Origin of the sequence: Corynebacterium sp. HMSC074A09 (genome assembly GCF_001811545.1) — a bacterium.
GTDB classification, from domain to species: Bacteria; Actinomycetota; Actinomycetes; order Mycobacteriales; family Mycobacteriaceae; genus Corynebacterium; species Corynebacterium hiratae.
The window spans coordinates 41,453-58,121 of sequence record NZ_KV805146.1; the positions used below are offsets into that span (position 1 = coordinate 41,453).

Sequence of the window (16,669 nt, forward strand, 5' to 3'; positions counted from 1 at the left end):
ACTGGTGCTGGCTATGTCTTCCGGTTGCGGGGCGGGGTGGATTATGTGCCACCCTGGGCGGAGCCGATTACTTCCCAGGCGGCGTACCAGGCAGCACAAGCAGCGTTGAAGCAGCAGGCCAACGGGGGCTTAGTGGGCGGATCCCCGCCGGATACCTAAATCCAATAGATAACATGCCGAAGCGGAAGCCACCGAGGTGGCTCCCGCAATATCGGCGATCCCACAGGGCTGTGCGCGTGAGTTTTGCGCACACGCGGTGCGGCTGGGATTAGTTCGTGAAGACCTGAATCTGCTCAGTCTCCGGGTTGTAGACAATGGAACCGCCCTGGAACTGCACGCGGACTTCCTTGCCGAGGCCGGTGGGGACTTCGTCGGACGTCGGCAAGCCGAGCGTTGCCGAGTTGTTGCCGGAGGCCCATTCCTTTGCGATGCGTCCCACCAGCGCGTGCGTACCGGTGTCTTCGGAACTGAGCACGATGCCGTTTTGGAAGAGCTGGTAGATGATGCCTGCCGACTCATCCGGACCGCCAACTGCCAGGCCAAGTGCTGGGCCGAAGGCATTGAGAACTGCCGTCCACGTTTGCTTCAGGCCCTCGTTCTTGCTCAGGGCCAACACCTTGGTCACGATGCCCGGGATCTGCTCCACCGGCAGCCCATTGACGGTTTGGTCCGTGTCAATCTGCTGGTCCGAGCGGGCATACATGATGGCGAAGAGGGTGCCAGCCAGACCGACTAGCGCGGTGATGGTGCTCATCGGGATTTCAGTATCGCCCAGCGAGGACGTTGCCTCCTGTGCCGGGGCAGCCGGTGCGGGAGCAGACGGCGCGTTTCCGTTCGGCGTGGAGCCAGAGGAGTCTGGGGTAGAGGTATTTCCGCTGCCCCAGTCTGTCGACGTCGAACCAGACGCGCCCGACTTAATGGCGAGGTACTTCTTGTGCGCTGCCTGGCGGATAGTCGGCCACTGGGCAATGGTGTATTTACCCGGGCAGGCAGTGAAATGAACGTCGCTGTGACCGAAAAGGCCATAAACCGGGGCAGAGGCGCCTGCTGGGTAGCGCGAACCACCGAAGCCTTCCGAGCGAAGGGAGACGCGGGAGGTCGGATCGACACCGGAAATGGCGCCCTTCCAGCCGGCAAGGTCGGTGACAGATTCCAAGAGGGCTTCCGTCGGCTGCGCAGTCTCGTAGTTACCAATCATGGAAATACCCCACGTATTCCGGTTGAAGCCACCGATATGGGCGCCCTGCACGGCTTCGTCGAGCCCGCCGTAGCGGCCCTCGTAGATGGTGCCGTACTTATCCACCAGCGCGTTGTATCCGATATCGCACCAGCCCAGGTTCTGGGCGTGGTACTTGTACGCGGCGCGCACCTGTGCGGCCGCCTGCGCGCGGGTGTAGTTATTGGAGCCCGCGGTGTGGTGCAGCGCAATGGCCTTGACGCCGTCATCATAGTCAGCACCCTTGCAACGGATGCTCTCATCCGCGCCCCAACCTGCGCGCGAGACCACGCGCGGCATGCCGTCGGTCTCAGCGGTCGGCTCAATGACCTCGCCCTCCTGGGCGTTGCCGTCCATGAAGACAGCCTCGAGGCCTTCCACGTCGCTATTGGCTGGAAGCTCTTCGGTCTCAGCGACGGGGGCGATGTCGCCGACGTTGAAGGAGGCGTCGTCAAGCGCGGTGTCCTCAACGGGGGTTTCGGTGAACTCTTCGTCCAGATTCGACCCGGTTACCAGATCCACATTGTTGATGGAGACCTGCACGTCGTTGGTATCGCCCACGAAGATGAGCTCGGTGCCGTTCGTGGCGTTCGGATCATCGTTGTTGTAGGACATTGAGTCCATGTCGTACCACTCGGACCAGGACCCGTCTGGCTGCTTGGCGCGGACGAAGGCAGCGACATCGCGCGCGCCCTTCCAAGTCACGGCAAAAGAGGAGAAGGTCTCATCGCGGTGGAATTGCTTGACGGCGCGCGGGCCTTCGCCCTCGCCTTGGGCGGCGATGGCCGGGTCATCCACCACGACCGTTTCGCCAGATCCGAAGGATTCGGAGGCCGAGCTCACTTCGATGGGCCCGCTGCCCGCTTCCTGGGTGTGGATAAGGGTTTGGCCGCCCACGGCTGCGGCAGCAACTACAGCGATCGAGGTGACCGTAGCGATAACCGGCGTAGACCACGTCGATTTCGCGGGAACAAGACGACGTTTGAGGTGCACTGTTACTCCTAGGATGGTGTGCGCCACAAGGTTAAGAGGAGCGCAAAAAGTTAACTAACGGGACAGATGTTACGTCAGGTGTTGGAGTGAAAGGGGGTGTGACACGCGAGTTTTCTCGCTTGGGTGTCACCCGCCGTTCTATGCGCGTTACTGCTTTAAGCTGATGCTCATGACTGCATATGACCTCATCGTTGTTGGATCTGGATTCTTCGGCCTGACCGTGGCCGAGCGCGCAGCCTCCCAGCTGGGCAAGAAGGTGCTCATCGTGGAGCGCCGCGAGCACTTGGGCGGAAACGCCTACTCGGAGGCCGAGCCGGAGACCGGCATCGAGGTCCACAAGTACGGCGCGCATCTCTTCCACACCTCGAATAAGCGCGTGTGGGAGTACTGCAACCAGTTCACCGACTTCACTGACTACCAGCACCGCGTCTTTGCCATGCATGCCGGCACGGCCTACCAGTTCCCGATGGGCCTGGGCCTGATTAACCAGTTCTTCGGCCGCTACTACTCCCCGGATGAGGCGCGCCAGCTCATCAAGGAGCAGGCTGGTGAGTTCGCCGTGGATGAGGCGCAGAACCTGGAGGAGAAGGCTATCGCGCTCATTGGCCGCCCGCTCTACGAGGCTTTCATCCGCGATTACACGGCCAAGCAGTGGCAGACCGACCCGAAGGAGCTACCGGCCGGCAACATCACGCGCCTTCCGGTGCGCTACACCTTCAACAACCGCTACTTCAACGACACCTACGAGGGCCTACCCGTTGACGGCTACGCGGCCTGGCTAGAGAAGATGGCGGAGCATGAGCTTATCGACGTCCGCCTCAATACCGACTGGTTTGACGTCCGCGAGGAGCTGCGAGAGGCGTCGCCAAACGCGCCGGTGGTTTACACCGGCCCACTGGATCGCTACTTCGATTTCGCCGAGGGTGAGTTGGGCTGGCGCACGCTCGATTTTGACATGGAGGTGCTGGAGACCGGTGACTTCCAGGGCACCCCGGTGATGAACTACAACGACGCGGACGTGGACTACACCCGCATCCACGAGTTCCGCCACTTCCACCCGGAGCGCGCCGATAAGTACCCCAAGGATAAGACGGTGATCATGAAGGAGTACTCGCGCTTCGCGGAGAAGGGCGATGAGCCGTACTACCCGATTAACACCCCGGAGGACCGCTCCAAGCTGGAGGCTTACCGCAAGCTCGCTGCCGCTGAGGCCCGCGAGAACCAGGTCCTCTTCGGCGGCCGCCTGGGCACTTACCAGTACCTGGACATGCACATGGCCATCGCGTCTGCGCTGAGCCTGTTCGATAACAAGCTGGCCCCGTTCTGGAACGAGGGCAAGGCGCTGGAACAGGAGCGCGGTCACTAGGCTGCGGTGCTGCCCCGGCTGCTCGCGGTAGTGCAGCGTGGCGCGCTATGCTGAAACACCTCGATGGAAGGAGGTGACGGCATGGCGCAGCGCAAGAAGAAGCGCGCAGACCGCAGCATGTGGAAGATGTCCCCGGAGCGGCTCGAGGAACACCTCAAGCTGCGCAGTCGCGCAACGCGCATTCCCGATAAGAAGAAGGAACAATCCAAGAAGGCCTGCCGGAACACCCGGCGGGCCTTTGGCCGTTTACGGGGAGGTTGTACCAGCGTGCGGAACTAGACCAAAGAAAATAAAAACTTGTGGTCTGGCCAACAATCACTTAAGGTTAACAGTAGGTTAACAATAGGCGAACAGAAAGTGAGTTTAGAGATGACTTCCCCGAACGCCCGCCGTTTCGATACGTTGCGCCACGACTTGCACGCAGATTATGGCCACGAGTACACCGCGCAGGAGATTGATTCCTTCCTCGACGCCACCATTGAGCGCCACGAGGCCGGCGCAACCTTAGAAGAGTTCATCCCCGTGATGGTGGAGCGCGAGGTCCGCGAGCACTTCGGCACCCACCGCATCCACGTGCGTTTCGCCGCAGGAGCTGACCACGCGCTGGCGCAGGCTGCCGTAGCGCTGACGAAGAAGTATGCCGGTAACGCGCTGCTGGTGGACGCCGCCGTAGCCCACCCGGAAAACGACCCTGACTCCCACATGGCCCACGTGCTCCAGGAGCGCGGCATGGCGGAGCACCCGGACCGCTACGTCGAGGACCTGCGTCTGGTGACCATCCCGGATTACATCGTGTACTTGGGCCGCGAGATCCCGCGCGACGAGGCCGGCAAAGACATCAAGATCTGGGACATCGCCACGGCAGAAACCGTGGAGGAGACCCGCGAGCTGGCCGATGACCTCGGCGCCCGCGTGCTCTACATGCTCAACCGCCTGGGCATCGATCCCATCTCGGAGGATGCCGCTGTCACGGCCTAAATCAGCTGGATAAAGACTTCCTCAACGCGGTCGACACTGCGCAGGGAATCTGGAAGGTTAAGACCGGCATGGGCGATGACGTAGGCGTCGCGTACATCGGTCTTGGAGTTGCCGACGTGGATGCGAGAGAGCTGTCGCATCGCAAGCCCTGGTAGATAGCGAATATCTGCCCCCATGTCTTGGGCGACTGCGACGGTTAATCGGCCGATGTTGTTGGGCTGATCGACAATGACAAGGACCGAGGCGTTGTCGGCGAGGAATTGGCCGAAGAGCTTGCGTAGCGAGCCTTCATGCTGATTGATGCGTTTGGACAGGACTTGCCTGCCTTGGGGATCGAGGACGCAGGCGTGGTGGAAGTATTTGCCGACGTCTACGCCAATGACGAAGTCATAGGCCATGGGTGTATGCCTCCTAGCGATGAATTAGAAGTTGGACTATTTAAGCTTCATCGCTGGGGTTGTCGGACATGCTTGCGCTGGCATCCACATTACTGTGAGACCTCATACCACCTGGGCTGGGTCGGGTTCCTATTAGCAGTTTGAGGATGTCACTGTCTTCGGCGGCATCACCCCCGGATCATTTTCAGACAGGGGCGGGAATAAGCCATACCGAAGCCAGCGACTAGTTCCACTGTCCTTTCGGACGGAGGGACCGGAAATAAACATAACCAGCCCAATCGGGTGGACAGGCTATGAATCTTCGGTGCCCTGGGGTGGAACTGCTAACAACGTAATGGGGGGGGGGATCGGGGGCAAAGTCAATAATTCGAGTCTGGCATAAGTTGATAAGGATTGCCTAACCTAATACTGTTTCAAGTTATGTTCCGATCGGGAATCGGCACCGGAAGCGAGGCGGCGACGATGAACAGAAAACGTGGATCGACCAGAGAACCCCTCTCCGGAGGGGGAGTCGGGGACGCGGGCTCGGACGGGACGGGCGACGGCGACGCGGTGGCGTCGCAGACGGATGACGGGCGGTTGGTGCACGTCGCACCGGTCGCAGCGGGTGGCCGACCATCCACCCGCGACATGCTCGTCGCCGCCGCGATCGGCGTCGCGGGGTCTCTCATCATCGTGCCCCTGACTTACCTGCAGGTGTTCGCCGGCATCGCCCACGTTTATCTCGTCGCGGCGACGCTCGGGTTGTGGTTCCTGCCGTGCGTTGTTCCCCTCATCGTCGTCCGCAAGCCTGGCGCGAGCCTTATCGCGTGCCTTGCCATGGGCGTCGTGTCCGCGGCGACCACCCCGTTCGGCGTCGCCGCAATCGGGGCGCTGATTATGGAAGGATTACTCATCGAGCTTCCGTTCATGGTCACCCTGTACCGGCGGTGGACGCGTCCCCAGTTCGTGGCGTCGGCGATGTTGTTCTCCGCGCTGATGGGAACGATGGCCCCGCGCGCAGTCGGCGTCGACTCGCCGACCACGCCCATGACCCTGATCAGCTTCGCCGTAGCCTTGGCATCGAGCCTGGTGTTTTTGGTCCTGGGCTTTGCCGTCGCAAAGGGGCTTCGCAGCCGCGGGGTCACCCGGTGACCGGCGGAGCATCCGCGTGCGCCGGTGCGACACGCGGGACGGTCCCGGCCCGGTTACGGGTTAGTGGCGCGGGCGTGCGGCACGCCGATGGGCGATGGGCACCCGACATGGTGGATCTCTCCTTCGATTTCGGCACGATCAACGCCATCACGGGACCCGTGGGATGCGGAAAGACGAGCCTGGCCCACCTTATCGCTGGACTGATTCCCTCACACATCCCCATCGACCATGCCGGATTCGTGCACATCGTCGATGCCGACGGCACCGAACGCCCCGTGGACGGGGACCGGGTCACCTTCGTCGGGCAAGACCCGGCGACGCAGGTGCTCACGCTCCGAGTCGTCGATGACGTGTCCATGGCCCTCGAGTTTTCCCTCGTGGAAGCCGACATCGTCGCCAAGCGATCAGCCGCGGCCCTATCGGAGCTCGGGCTGTCAGAGCTCGCGGAGAAGGATCCGTGGGCTTTGTCGGGCGGGCAACGCCAGCGGATGGCCATCGCCGGTGCGGTGGCCAGGGCGCCGGAGGTCATGATCTTCGACGAGCCCGCGGCCCACGTCGACGAGGACGGTCGCCGGTCGCTGTTCGCCGCCATCCGTGATTTGCGGGCCCCGGGGCGCGTCATCCTGCTCATCGAGCACGACCTCCGTCCGTTCGACGGGTGGGTCGACACGGTGACAATCCTCGATGCGGACGGGAGCGTCGCCGCCCACGGAGCGCCGGATGGCATCGCGGTGAAGGGCATTGCGACGACGGCCGCGACCGCCGGAACGCCGGACGCCAGTACGCCGGGCACGGGGGCACCGGACCGTCTCAGTCCGGACCGGCGGCGAAGGTCCCGGGGAGCCGGGGATGGCGCTGATCCGGAATCGGAGGCGGACGCCGTTCCACTGCTGGCCTTGACCGGAGCCCATGTGGCCCGGGGCAGGGAGCGGATCCTGAACGGGGCCGATCTGACATTGGAACGGGGCGAGATCCATGCCCTGGTCGGCACCAACGGAGCCGGTAAGTCCACCTTGCTGGCGGTGCTGTCGGGCCAGATGAAGGCGGGAGCGGACCTCCGGATCGACGGCGCGTCGGCCCGGCGCGTCCCCGACGCCTTCGCGTCGTTGGCGTTCCAGAACCCCGAGCACCAGTTCACCCGCGCGACCGTCGCCGCGGAAATCGACTCCGCGCTGGCCGGCACGGACCCGCACGGACCACTCGGCGCCGATGAGCTGCGGAAACTGCGGGAAGCCTTGTGCCCCCGGGCACTTGACCCCGTCTCGCCGTTCGTCCTGTCGGGCGGACAGAAAAGACGGTTGGGCATCTTCCTGGCGGTGGCGGCCAATCGCCGTTTGCTGCTTCTCGACGAGCCGTTGGCGCATCTGGATTCGCCGAGCTCGCGCATCGTACTGGATGCCCTAGCGGAATACGCAGGGGCCGGCGGAACCGTTGTGTTCACGTGCCACGACCGCCGTGCTGCGCGAACGTGGGCGGATCGGGCGAGCATCGTCGCCGAAGGGAAGGTCACCTGGTCCGGTCCCGCAGCCGACGTGCCGGCTTCCCCGGAGTCGTCCCGGCGGGATCGCGCACTGCCCGCGGCCGGCGCACGGACGTCCTTGGACGAAAGCCCCTGGACCAGTGGATCCGCCGCTCGAATGCGCGCGGGGTTGAACGCCATCACGATTGTCGCGGCGGTGATGCTCGTCCTCGTCGCCGGGCTGCTCTCCGGCGGAGACGCCGTTCTCGCCCTGACGGTGGTCGCGTTCCTCGCACTCGCTGCAATCGCGGAACGCGACGTTCGGGCGACGGCGGGGAAGGTCCTCCTCGCCCTGTTGATCGGGGTGTTCTTCGGCCTGCTCGGGTGGCGCTCCGAGTTCTACGGCAGTGGGGATCCGGCGGAGGCTGTCCGCCACGGCATCCATCACGGACTGCTGCTGACGGCCGTGTTCGCGGGGACGGTCCTGGTCTCCGCGTGTATGCGCGTCGAGGAGCTTTTCGACGCCATGGTGCAACGCCTCCGGGTGCCCTACACATGGTGCACCATAGCGATTTCCGGGGTGAGCATCGCGGCGTTCCTGCGCAGCGAAATCCCCCAGCTGACATGGGCGATTAGATTGCGCTCGATGCGACCGGGGCAGTCTTTCCGCTCCGGCTTCATTCGCGCGACGACGCCCGCGCGCATCGCCTTTCCCCTGTTCGTCAGCGCCGTGCGCTGCGCCGAAAAGCTGTCCCTGACCCTGGCGATGCGCAACTTCGGCCGCCATCCGCGGCGTACCTTCCGCACCGATCACCCCTGGCGAGTGCGTGACGGTTTCGCGGCCGCAGCGTCCGCCGCGGCCTTCGTTGCCGCCCTGGTGTCCGCAGTGACTTGACGGGCACCCGGAACCGGCGGGCCCCGAGCCCGCGAGCGTTTCCGAGCCTGTACGGAGACGCGCCCCACCCAGTTGCTTCAACCCTTCAGACACATCCTCCGGGTCGCGCCATGCGGGCCCGGTCCGCCCGGCACCGGCATGGCGCCGACAACCGAAAGAGGTACCAGTGAACACGATCCGGACCATCAGCGACGTGCCTCGGGACAAGGCCGATGAGACGAAGAAGGGGATCACCTTCGTCGAGAGTCGGCGGGACGTCCTCGTCCCGTACGGCCGGGTCCATGCGGAGGCGGTGGCGGCTGCGACTCGGTTGGCCGAAGCCGGCATCGGCCCCGGCGATCGCGTGATCTTCCAAGTTTCGGAGAACCGCGGGCTCATCCGGGCGTTCTGGGGCTGCGTCTACGCCGGCGCGGGCGATGCGGGGCCGGCGGCCGAGACGACCGTAGTCCGGGCGACCGGCCCAGGTTCCTACAAAATGACCGCGGCGATTGCTGCCGCCACCGTTGCGTCGGTCGCGGGGAAGCCGGTCGCGCCGGGGTGCCGGGATCTCGTCGGCCACCCCCGGCTCCTCGAACCGGTCCTCGCCTTCGCCCGCGATGCGGGCATCCATATCGAAACGCCGCATGACAACCCGACCACGGGGCCACTGCCGGCAGCGGCCCACTGCGACACCAAAGAAAAGGAGAAACGATGACAGATCAAGCTGAACGGGGTGCGGCGATCGTCGTCCGCGACCTCACGAAGAGCTACCCGATTGCGGGCAAAGCCGGCACCGCGCCCGAAGGCGGGGCAGGTGCTCCGCCGGACGGCGGGCGCAAGGGAAAGCGCGGCGCCCGGATGCGCAAGCATGTGCTCGACGGCGTGAGTTTCACCGTGCCCGCCGGGTCGATCGTGTCGTTCCTCGGCCACAACGGCGCAGGCAAGACCACCCTCATCCGAATCCTGTCGACGCTCATTACCGCAGACTCCGGCGAGGTGAGCATCTTCTCGCGCGATGTGAAAGAGGATCCGGCGGGCGTGCGCGCCGACATTGCCACCACCGGCCAATTCGCGGCGATCGACGAGAACCTCACCGGCCGGGAGAACCTGGAGTTCTTCGGGCGGCTGCGCGGACTCGACCGCGCCGACGCGGCCGCCCGCGCGACGGAACTGCTCGCGCAATTCTCGCTCGCAGACAGTGCTTCGACGTTGGCGTCGGCCTATTCGGGTGGCATGCGGCGCCGTCTCGACATCGCCGCGTCGCTGTGCGTCGTGCCCAGGCTGCTGTTCCTCGACGAACCCACGACGGGGCTGGACCCGGTCAGCCGCGAAGAGCTGTGGGGCTTCATCCGGCAACTGCGGGACGACGGAATGACCCTGGTGCTGACCACCCAGTACCTGGAAGAGGCGGAGGCGCTGGCAGACCACGTCCATCTGCTCAAGGACCGCCGCATCGTCGCCAGCGGAACGCCGGAGGAATTGCGCCGCGACTTCGGGTCGCACGTGCTCCGCGTGTCCTTTGCCACCGCCGCCGAGGCGGAGGCGTTCGCCCGCTGCCTCGGGGGAACGTGCCTGGACGGCGCCCGCGTCGCGGGGAAGTCGGTGTCCCTCGACGTCGACCCCGGACCGCGGGTCCTCGAGGCGGTGGCGCAGGCGATGGAGGCCTCGGAAGCGTTGCCGGATTCGCTGAGCGTGTCGCCGCCCACCCTCAACGAGGTGTTCATATCGATGAACGCAGGGGGTGCGGCGCGATGAGTGCGACGTCGGTCGCGGCGTTTCTCCGTCGGGATCTGCTGCTGTTGCGACGCAACACCGCGTCGCTGATCTCCATGTTCGTGGTTCCGCCCCTCTTCCTGCTGTGCCTGTACGCGGTGTTCGGGTACTCGGCGGAGCAATCCGGCTTCGGGTACCTGCGTTTCGTGCTCGGCGGCTGCCTGTTCCAGGCGGCGATGTTCACCGCCGCGGCGTCGGCGATGGCGGTGGGACAGGACGTCGAATCCGGGCTCGTTGACCGCGTGCGCGTGTTGCCCGGGGCCACAGGCGGCTATGTCGCCGGCAGGCTCGTCACCGATGTGCTGCGGATGTCCGCGTCGATCGCGGCGCTGCTGGTCGTCGCGTGGGCCTGCGGCCTCGACATGGCTGTCGGTGAAGTCGCGTGGACTGTCCTGTGGTCGCTGCTCGCCGCGGCGGTCCTGTCCCTGGTCACGGACGGGGTGATCCTGATGGTGCCCGCCCCGGTGTCGACGGCCTCATCGATCCAGGCGCTGGAAATGCTGCTGCTCATGTTCTCCACCGCGTTCATTCCGGCGACCGCTTTGGACGGCTCCCTTCGCGACGTCGTGCGCCACATGCCTTTTTCGCCGGTGATCGAGGTGATTAGGGCGGCGTCCCCGGACGCCTTCCCGGATCGCGCCGGGGAAGAGGCCGCCCTGTGGCTCGGTGTCGCGGCGGTCGCCGGAATCGTCCTGTTCATCCGCCGGTTCACCTCGAGGAGCGAATCATGATTGGCGCCATCTTCGTGCATCTGCGGCGCATCGCCCACATTTGGCTGCGGCGCCCCGACTTCTGGTTCATGACGTTCATTGCTCCGCTCGTGTACCTGTTCATCGTCAACCGCATGTTCGGTGGCCTGGTCAGGCAGCTCACCGGAGAGTTCGAACTCCGGAACGCGGTCATCCTGGTCGTGACGGCGTGGGCGTTCATCCTGGCCATCACGGGATCATCCACCGTGTTCGTTGAACGCAGCAATGGCTTCCACGAGCGGTTGATCACCATGCCGGCGCCGTACGCGGCCGTGCCGGCCGCACGGATCATTGCCGAGTTCATCCAGATCATGGCGATGACGGCCGTCGTCGCGGCGGTGGCCGCCTTGCTTTCCGACGGCCCACCGGAGGTGTCCTGGTGGTGGAGGATCGCGGTGACCGGCGCGATGGTTGCCGCGGCGGCCGCATGCACCGGCACGTACATCGCGTTCTCCATCACCAGCCCCCAGGGTTCCGTGGCCCTCATCCCGTTAATCATCGTTGCGATGTTCGTCAACACGGTGCTCATGCCCGCCGACCACTTCCGTCCCCTCCTGCGCGGAATCGCCGGGCACACCCCCGTATCCGCGGCCGGCGAGGCCGTCAACGGCACCGGAGCTGCGGGTCTGGTGGTCTGCGCGGCCTGGTTCTTAGGCATCGCCGTGCTCGCGGCGTGGGGCATCGCCGTGAAAACGAGGCCGGGGGAGTCTGCATGACGGCCCGCGAATCCGAGCATCTAACCCGAAACCGCCGCGTGGATGCGGCCCACACACCCGGAGACAGAACCAGATGAAGTCGATTGCCCAGATCGTCCAGAACAACCGCAGGCTCCTCGCGGCCTACGAGGACAAGGTCCAGCCGAGGTTCCTCAGCCGCTATGCGCGCGAACCGATGGACGCCGCCGTGTACCGGAAGCTCCGTGCGCTGAATCCCGGGCCGGATGCGCCGGCCCGGGTCCTCGACCTCGGTTGCGGAACCGGGTGGCTCGCCCGCACGCTCGCCGCTGAGTCTCGCTATCGCAGGGCGAACATCGTCGGCTACGACCTGTCGCCCAATGCGATCCGCATCGCCCGCGAACGCGCCGCCGCCGACGGGCTTGGGGCCCGGACGGAATTCCACGTTGCCGACATCCTCACGCCGCTCGCGGGAGAGCCCGGCGGGGCCTGTGAAATCTGGGTGTGTGGCGCGCTCCACCAAATGAAGGATGCGGGAGCCGCGCTCGGCAGGGTCGCCGGGCTGCTCGCCGATGGAGGCATCGCTTACGTGCAGACGTTCGTCGAGGATCCCGACGTGAACGAGCATGTGGACATGGCCGTCGTTGCGAAGATGGGCCACCGGGTGTTCCGGGGCAGCGAGGTCGAGGACCTCGCCGAAGCCAACGGGCTGAAGCTGGGCGGAGCCTCACACGCCGGCATGGTGTACTTCTGCACTCTCACGAAGAAAAGCGCGATCGGGGAGGCGGGCAAGTGAGCGCCGTGGACGGGACCGTAGGCCCGTGGTCGCTGCTCGCCCCGATTCGGACCCGGATGCGTGCGGTGGTCGCGTTATCCGTCCTGTCGTCGGTGGCTACCGTCGCTTCGCTGGTCGGCATCATCGACATCGCGATGACGTACCCGGAGGCCCCGGAGCATCGGACGTGGTTGGCCGTGGCTGTCATCGTCGTCGCCGCAACGGTGCGCATGGCCGCGGACGGCGCCGCCGGCATGCTCTCGCACCGGGCGGATAATGACCTGCAGCTCCACCTCCGGCGCCGACTGGTCGCCCAAATCCGGAAGTTGCCCCTGGGCTGGCTGGATGCCCGGCGGTCGTCGGGAATCATCGAGTCGGTTGAGAAGGACGTCGCGGCTGTCCACCAGCTCATGGGCCACACCGTCGGTGAGACCGTGGTGGCGGTGCTGGTTCCCCTGCTTTCCCTCATCGCGCTCGTCATGGTGGATTGGCGGATCGCGGTGGTGGCGGTCGTCCCGGTGCTGGTCACCTTCGCCCTGATGGGCGTGATGATTTCGCGCGGAGCCGGTCTTCAGCGCGACTACGAGCGAGCCTCCGAAGGAGTGACGGCCGCGGTCATCGAGCTGGTGCGCGGTATCCCGGTGATGAAGTCCTTCGGGCGTGCTAACCAGGGCGCGGGTCGCTACGATGCCGCGGCGTTGTCGTTCGTCCGCGCGTGGTCCGCCTGGTCCCGGCAGTCGAACATCTATCTCGGGCTCATCGACGTGGTGACGTCCCCGACCACAGTTCTCGCAGTGGTGTGCGGGGCCGGCCTCGCTCTGAGGGACGCCGCGGGCGGCATACCGGAGGGTCTCGTCGCCGGGCTGGTTCTCAGCCTTGGACTCTCCGCGGCGATCGTGCGGGTGGCCATGAACTCCGAACCCATCATCGCGGGGATCGCCGCCCTGAAGTCCATCGCGGAGGTGCTGAGCACGCCGCCGATCGCCGAGCCCGCCGATCCGGTGCCCGCGCGCGGAGGCGCGCTCGAGGTCCGGAACCTGGTCTTCTCCTACGCCGATGGGCCGCGGGTCCTCGACGGGATGTCCGCGACGTTCGAACCGGGGACCCTCACGGCGCTGGTGGGGTCCTCCGGTTCCGGAAAGTCCACCGTCGCCCGGCTGTTGGCGCGTTTCCACGACCCTGTCGAAGGATCGGTGCTGCTGGGCGGCGACGATCTTCGCGACATCGCCGTGCGCGACGTGCACCGTTCGGTGTCGGTGGTGTTCCAGGATCCGCAGTTGCTCACGCTGCCCTTGCGGGAGAACATCCGGCTGGCCAGGAGAGACGCCACCGACGGCGAAATCATGGCGGCCGCGAAGCTCGCGAACCTCGATACGGTCATCGCGGCGCTGCCGAAGGGCCTGGATTCGGTGGTCAACGTCGACGTGACCTTTTCCGGTGGTGAGGCGCAGCGCGTGGCCATCGCGAGGTCGATTGTCACGGACGCGCCGGTGCTCATCTTCGACGAGGCAACCGCTTACGCGGATCCGGCTTCCGAGGCCCTCATTCAGTCCGCAATCGAGCGTTTGGCTCGTTCGCGGACGGTGATCGTGATTGCGCACAGATTGAGCACGATCCGCAACGCCGACCGCATCCTCGTTCTCGATGGGGGAGCGGTCGCGGAGGCGGGCACCCACGACGAGTTGCTTGCGCGCGGTGGCCGCTACCGGGATCTGTGGCGCGCGTTCGCGCTCGACGACGAACCATCCGCTCCGCGGGGCACTGAATCAGACGATGAAAAGGCAGGGAACCGATGATTCGGGACTTGTGGTCGATGACGGATCGGCTCTCGAGAATGACACTGGTGTGGCTCATTGCGTTGGCCACGCTTGCCGCGCTGGCCCAGGGAGCGGCGTTCGTCGCGCTGCTGCCGCTGCTGTCGGCTCTGGCCGAGGGAGATGATGCGACGGCATGGCGTTTCACCGGCGTCATCGCCGGCCTCGCGGCCGCCCATGCGGTGCTGTCCCTCGCCGCGGGGACGGTCGGCAGAGCGAATTCCGCAGCGGTGCTGTCGTCCCTGCTGCGTTCCCTGGGCGAACGCGTGCTGACATTGCCACTCGGGTACGTCACCAAGTCCACGGCCGGCCGCTTTTCGGAGATGGCGTCGTCGGGTATCGCGTTCGCGGCGTCCGTGCCGCACGTGATCCTGCGGCCCGTCATCGCCGCGGTGGTTACGCCGACCGTCATCGCCTTCGGAATTCTGGCGGTGGATTGGCGCGTCGGTTTGGTTCTTGTCGCGTCGGCACCGGTGCTCTTCTTCGCCTACCGGGCCATTGGCCGGGTCGGCGGGGAGTCGGACGAAGCGCATGCTGACGCCGTCGCTGCCGTCTCCGGCAGGCTGATCGAGTTCACCCGCGGCCAGCAGGCGATTCGCGCCGCGGGCGACGGTTCGGCGGCGGACGCGATGGTGGATGAGGCGATCCGGGCCCAACACGATGCGTTCGCGAAGGCGACGTCGACGCAGGGGGCGGCCATCGGACGGTTGGGTTCGGTCGTCCATGCGGTGTTCACAGCGGCGGTGATCGTCGCCGTGGCAGTCGCCGCGACGGGTGGGATGGCGCCGACGCATTTGGCGCCGATGCTCATCGTGCTCGTCCAGTTCACCGGACCGATCACCACGGCGGGAGCGTTGTCCGGCGGGTTCGGTGCGGGCCGCAACACGTTGGCTGCGTTGCGTGACCTGCGGGCAATCCCCGCCCTTCCCGAACCTGCCGCACCGGAGCTGCCCGACGGGCATGACGTGGAGTTCCGCGACGTGAGCTTCGGGTACGGGGATAAGAAGGTTCTCGACGGCGTCAGCTTCCGTGCACCTCAGGGAGCACTGGTTGCCGTAGTGGGACCGTCGGGGGCGGGCAAGACGACGGTCATGCGGCTGCTGTCGCGTTTTCATGATCCGGACTCGGGGGAGATCCTCATCGGCGGGGTGCCCTTGCCTCGGATCGGCACCGACGGCGTGAACTCGCTGGTGACCCCGGTGTTCCAGGAGACGTTCCTTTTCGACGCGTCCGTGCGGGACAACGTGGTCTTCGCCGACCCCGGATTCGGTTCCAGGCCCGGTGACGGGGACCGCTTGCGCGAGGCCGCCCGGCGTTCCGGGGTGGACCGCATCGTGGAGCTGCTGCCTTCCGGGTGGGATACCCCGGTGGGGGAGGAAGGGACGCTGCTGTCGGGAGGCGAGCGGCAGCGCGTCGCCATCGCCCGGGCGTTTCTGAAGGATTCCCCGGTGGTACTTCTCGACGAGCCGACGTCCTCGCTGGATGCGGCCACTGAGCGGGCGATCATCGGCACGATTGAGGCGTTGCGCGGCGATCGCACCGTGATCGTCGTCGCCCATCGCCTGCACACCATCCGCGATGCCGACCTCATCGTCGTGCTTTCGGAGGACGGGACGGTCGCAGAACGGGGCACGCACGATGAATTGCTGGCGAAGGGCGGCCGCTATGCCGAGTCGTGGGCGTGCCGGACGGGGAGTTCCCCGGGCGCCTGATCCTCGTCCGTCGAGGACTATCGCTCCGGTCCGGTACCGGTGCAGTGGTCCCGCCACGCCGTCCCGGTCAGCGGGTCCTCGACGATGCCCTGGGCGACAGGGTCGTAATTGAAGCCGTAGTGCTCGGTGCGGTGGGCGGGGCACACGTCTTGGACGGTGATGTTGGTGACGCCGGGTTCCCGCACGAAGGAGTTTTAGTGGGGGAGCACGGCATTGTCGTGCCGCGTGCCTAGGAAGGTGTACCGCACGCCCGGTCGAGTGATGTCGCCGATGGTCAGCTCATTCAGCAGCATGGAACCGGAGATCTGCTGTTCCCAGGCAAGCGCGTTCGTTTGCCGGCGTTTCGGGAGTATCCGTGGCGCATCTCGGGGTGGACGTCAAAGCGATCGGCTGCGCTGTGCGCCCGGGGCCCGTGGTTCGAGGCATCGGTACCGATGAGCTGTTCGACGACCCGGTCCCGGGAATGAGGATGACGGGCAATTCACCGTCCCGGGGCGGCACCGGAAGTCGTTGGCGCCGGGGGCACCAGACCGGGCTTGGCCATGGACAGGGCCCGGGCGGCCGCGGGTGAGGTTTGCCGGCGGCCGGGCCACCGGTCGGGAAACCGCCGTCCGACAGCAACGAGGGGATTCTCGTCACCTCGTCGGGGGGTGTTCCTATATAGGTTGTGAACTCCACGGGTGGGCTTGGGGCCTGACCCCCGGAAAGTAGACACGTCGGGGGTCAGGCCCATCCTTGGTTCCTCATTGGGGCA

14 protein-coding genes and 1 pseudogene are annotated in these 16,669 nt (G+C 65.8%); 12 read left to right on the top strand and 3 right to left on the bottom strand.

The window, feature by feature from the left end:
• Positions 1 to 268: 268 nt before the first annotated feature.
• Positions 269 to 2,209, bottom strand: coding sequence for an N-acetylmuramoyl-L-alanine amidase (locus HMPREF2807_RS05010; protein WP_070510903.1), 1,941 nt, complete (start codon positions 2,207 to 2,209; stop codon positions 269 to 271).
• 169 nt (positions 2,210 to 2,378) lie between these two features.
• Here HMPREF2807_RS05010 and glf point away from each other — a divergent pair, with 169 nt between their 5' ends.
• The 3 genes from glf (at position 2,379) to HMPREF2807_RS05025 (ending at position 4,553) form a co-directional block, all read left to right on the top strand.
• Complete coding sequence (gene glf, locus HMPREF2807_RS05015; RefSeq protein ID WP_070510905.1) at positions 2,379 to 3,575, top strand: UDP-galactopyranose mutase; 1,197 nt, start codon at positions 2,379 to 2,381, stop codon at positions 3,573 to 3,575.
• Between the two features lie 81 nt (positions 3,576 to 3,656).
• On the top strand, positions 3,657 to 3,854 hold the full coding sequence (locus HMPREF2807_RS05020; protein ID WP_070510907.1) for a hypothetical protein: 198 nt from the start codon (positions 3,657 to 3,659) through the stop codon (positions 3,852 to 3,854).
• A gap of 90 nt (positions 3,855 to 3,944) precedes the next feature.
• Positions 3,945 to 4,553 (top strand): three-helix bundle dimerization domain-containing protein, encoded by a 609-nt coding sequence (locus HMPREF2807_RS05025; protein WP_070510909.1) that lies wholly within the window; start codon positions 3,945 to 3,947, stop codon positions 4,551 to 4,553.
• Between the two features lie 2 nt (positions 4,554 to 4,555).
• Here HMPREF2807_RS05025 and HMPREF2807_RS05030 read toward each other — a convergent pair.
• Positions 4,556 to 4,951, bottom strand: a pseudogene (locus tag HMPREF2807_RS05030) (IS110 family transposase); the annotation flags it as partial.
• Between the two features lie 420 nt (positions 4,952 to 5,371).
• Here HMPREF2807_RS05030 and HMPREF2807_RS05035 point away from each other — a divergent pair.
• From HMPREF2807_RS05035 to HMPREF2807_RS05075, 9 genes are all read left to right on the top strand, one after another.
• The gene (locus HMPREF2807_RS05035) at positions 5,372 to 6,085 is read left to right on the top strand and encodes an ECF transporter S component (protein ID WP_232751627.1); all 714 of its coding nucleotides are present in this window, start codon (positions 5,372 to 5,374) and stop codon (positions 6,083 to 6,085) included.
• A 107-nt stretch (positions 6,086 to 6,192) separates the two neighbouring features.
• Positions 6,193 to 8,439, top strand: coding sequence for an ATP-binding cassette domain-containing protein (locus HMPREF2807_RS05040; RefSeq protein WP_232751628.1), 2,247 nt, complete (start codon positions 6,193 to 6,195; stop codon positions 8,437 to 8,439).
• A gap of 166 nt (positions 8,440 to 8,605) precedes the next feature.
• Positions 8,606 to 9,133, top strand: coding sequence for a hypothetical protein (locus HMPREF2807_RS14160; RefSeq protein ID WP_232751629.1), 528 nt, complete (start codon positions 8,606 to 8,608; stop codon positions 9,131 to 9,133).
• Positions 9,130 to 10,173 (top strand): ABC transporter ATP-binding protein, encoded by a 1,044-nt coding sequence (locus HMPREF2807_RS05050; protein WP_070510915.1) that lies wholly within the window; start codon positions 9,130 to 9,132, stop codon positions 10,171 to 10,173. Before HMPREF2807_RS14160 ends, HMPREF2807_RS05050 begins: the two co-directional genes overlap by 4 nt.
• Complete coding sequence (locus HMPREF2807_RS05055; protein WP_046647603.1) at positions 10,170 to 10,922, top strand: ABC transporter permease; 753 nt, start codon at positions 10,170 to 10,172, stop codon at positions 10,920 to 10,922. Before HMPREF2807_RS05050 ends, HMPREF2807_RS05055 begins: the two co-directional genes overlap by 4 nt.
• Positions 10,919 to 11,656, top strand: coding sequence for an ABC transporter permease (locus HMPREF2807_RS05060; protein ID WP_046647602.1), 738 nt, complete (start codon positions 10,919 to 10,921; stop codon positions 11,654 to 11,656). Before HMPREF2807_RS05055 ends, HMPREF2807_RS05060 begins: the two co-directional genes overlap by 4 nt.
• A gap of 73 nt (positions 11,657 to 11,729) precedes the next feature.
• Positions 11,730 to 12,410, top strand: coding sequence for a class I SAM-dependent methyltransferase (locus HMPREF2807_RS05065; RefSeq protein WP_046647601.1), 681 nt, complete (start codon positions 11,730 to 11,732; stop codon positions 12,408 to 12,410).
• Positions 12,407 to 14,185 (top strand): ABC transporter ATP-binding protein, encoded by a 1,779-nt coding sequence (locus HMPREF2807_RS05070; RefSeq protein WP_046647600.1) that lies wholly within the window; start codon positions 12,407 to 12,409, stop codon positions 14,183 to 14,185. Before HMPREF2807_RS05065 ends, HMPREF2807_RS05070 begins: the two co-directional genes overlap by 4 nt.
• 38 nt (positions 14,186 to 14,223) lie before the next feature.
• On the top strand, positions 14,224 to 15,915 hold the full coding sequence (locus HMPREF2807_RS05075; protein WP_232751630.1) for an ABC transporter ATP-binding protein: 1,692 nt from the start codon (positions 14,224 to 14,226) through the stop codon (positions 15,913 to 15,915).
• Positions 15,916 to 15,932: 17 nt separating this feature from the next.
• Here the strand turns inward: HMPREF2807_RS05075 and HMPREF2807_RS13890 are convergent, their stop codons facing one another.
• Positions 15,933 to 16,100, bottom strand: a complete 168-nt coding sequence (locus HMPREF2807_RS13890) for a hypothetical protein (RefSeq protein ID WP_154762579.1) — start codon at positions 16,098 to 16,100, stop codon at positions 15,933 to 15,935.
• Positions 16,101 to 16,669 lie beyond the last annotated feature (569 nt).

Coding starts and splice junctions, on each gene's coding strand:
- glf (WP_070510905.1), top strand. CDS start 2,379: ATGACTGCATATGACCTCATCGTTGTTGGATCTGGATTCTTCGGCCTG.
- HMPREF2807_RS05020 (WP_070510907.1), top strand. CDS start 3,657: ATGGCGCAGCGCAAGAAGAAGCGCGCAGACCGCAGCATGTGGAAGATG.
- HMPREF2807_RS05025 (WP_070510909.1), top strand. CDS start 3,945: ATGACTTCCCCGAACGCCCGCCGTTTCGATACGTTGCGCCACGACTTG.
- HMPREF2807_RS05035 (WP_232751627.1), top strand. CDS start 5,372: ATGTTCCGATCGGGAATCGGCACCGGAAGCGAGGCGGCGACGATGAAC.
- HMPREF2807_RS05040 (WP_232751628.1), top strand. CDS start 6,193: ATGGTGGATCTCTCCTTCGATTTCGGCACGATCAACGCCATCACGGGA.
- HMPREF2807_RS05050 (WP_070510915.1), top strand. CDS start 9,130: ATGACAGATCAAGCTGAACGGGGTGCGGCGATCGTCGTCCGCGACCTC.
- HMPREF2807_RS05055 (WP_046647603.1), top strand. CDS start 10,170: ATGAGTGCGACGTCGGTCGCGGCGTTTCTCCGTCGGGATCTGCTGCTG.
- HMPREF2807_RS05060 (WP_046647602.1), top strand. CDS start 10,919: ATGATTGGCGCCATCTTCGTGCATCTGCGGCGCATCGCCCACATTTGG.
- HMPREF2807_RS05065 (WP_046647601.1), top strand. CDS start 11,730: ATGAAGTCGATTGCCCAGATCGTCCAGAACAACCGCAGGCTCCTCGCG.
- HMPREF2807_RS05075 (WP_232751630.1), top strand. CDS start 14,224: ATGACACTGGTGTGGCTCATTGCGTTGGCCACGCTTGCCGCGCTGGCC.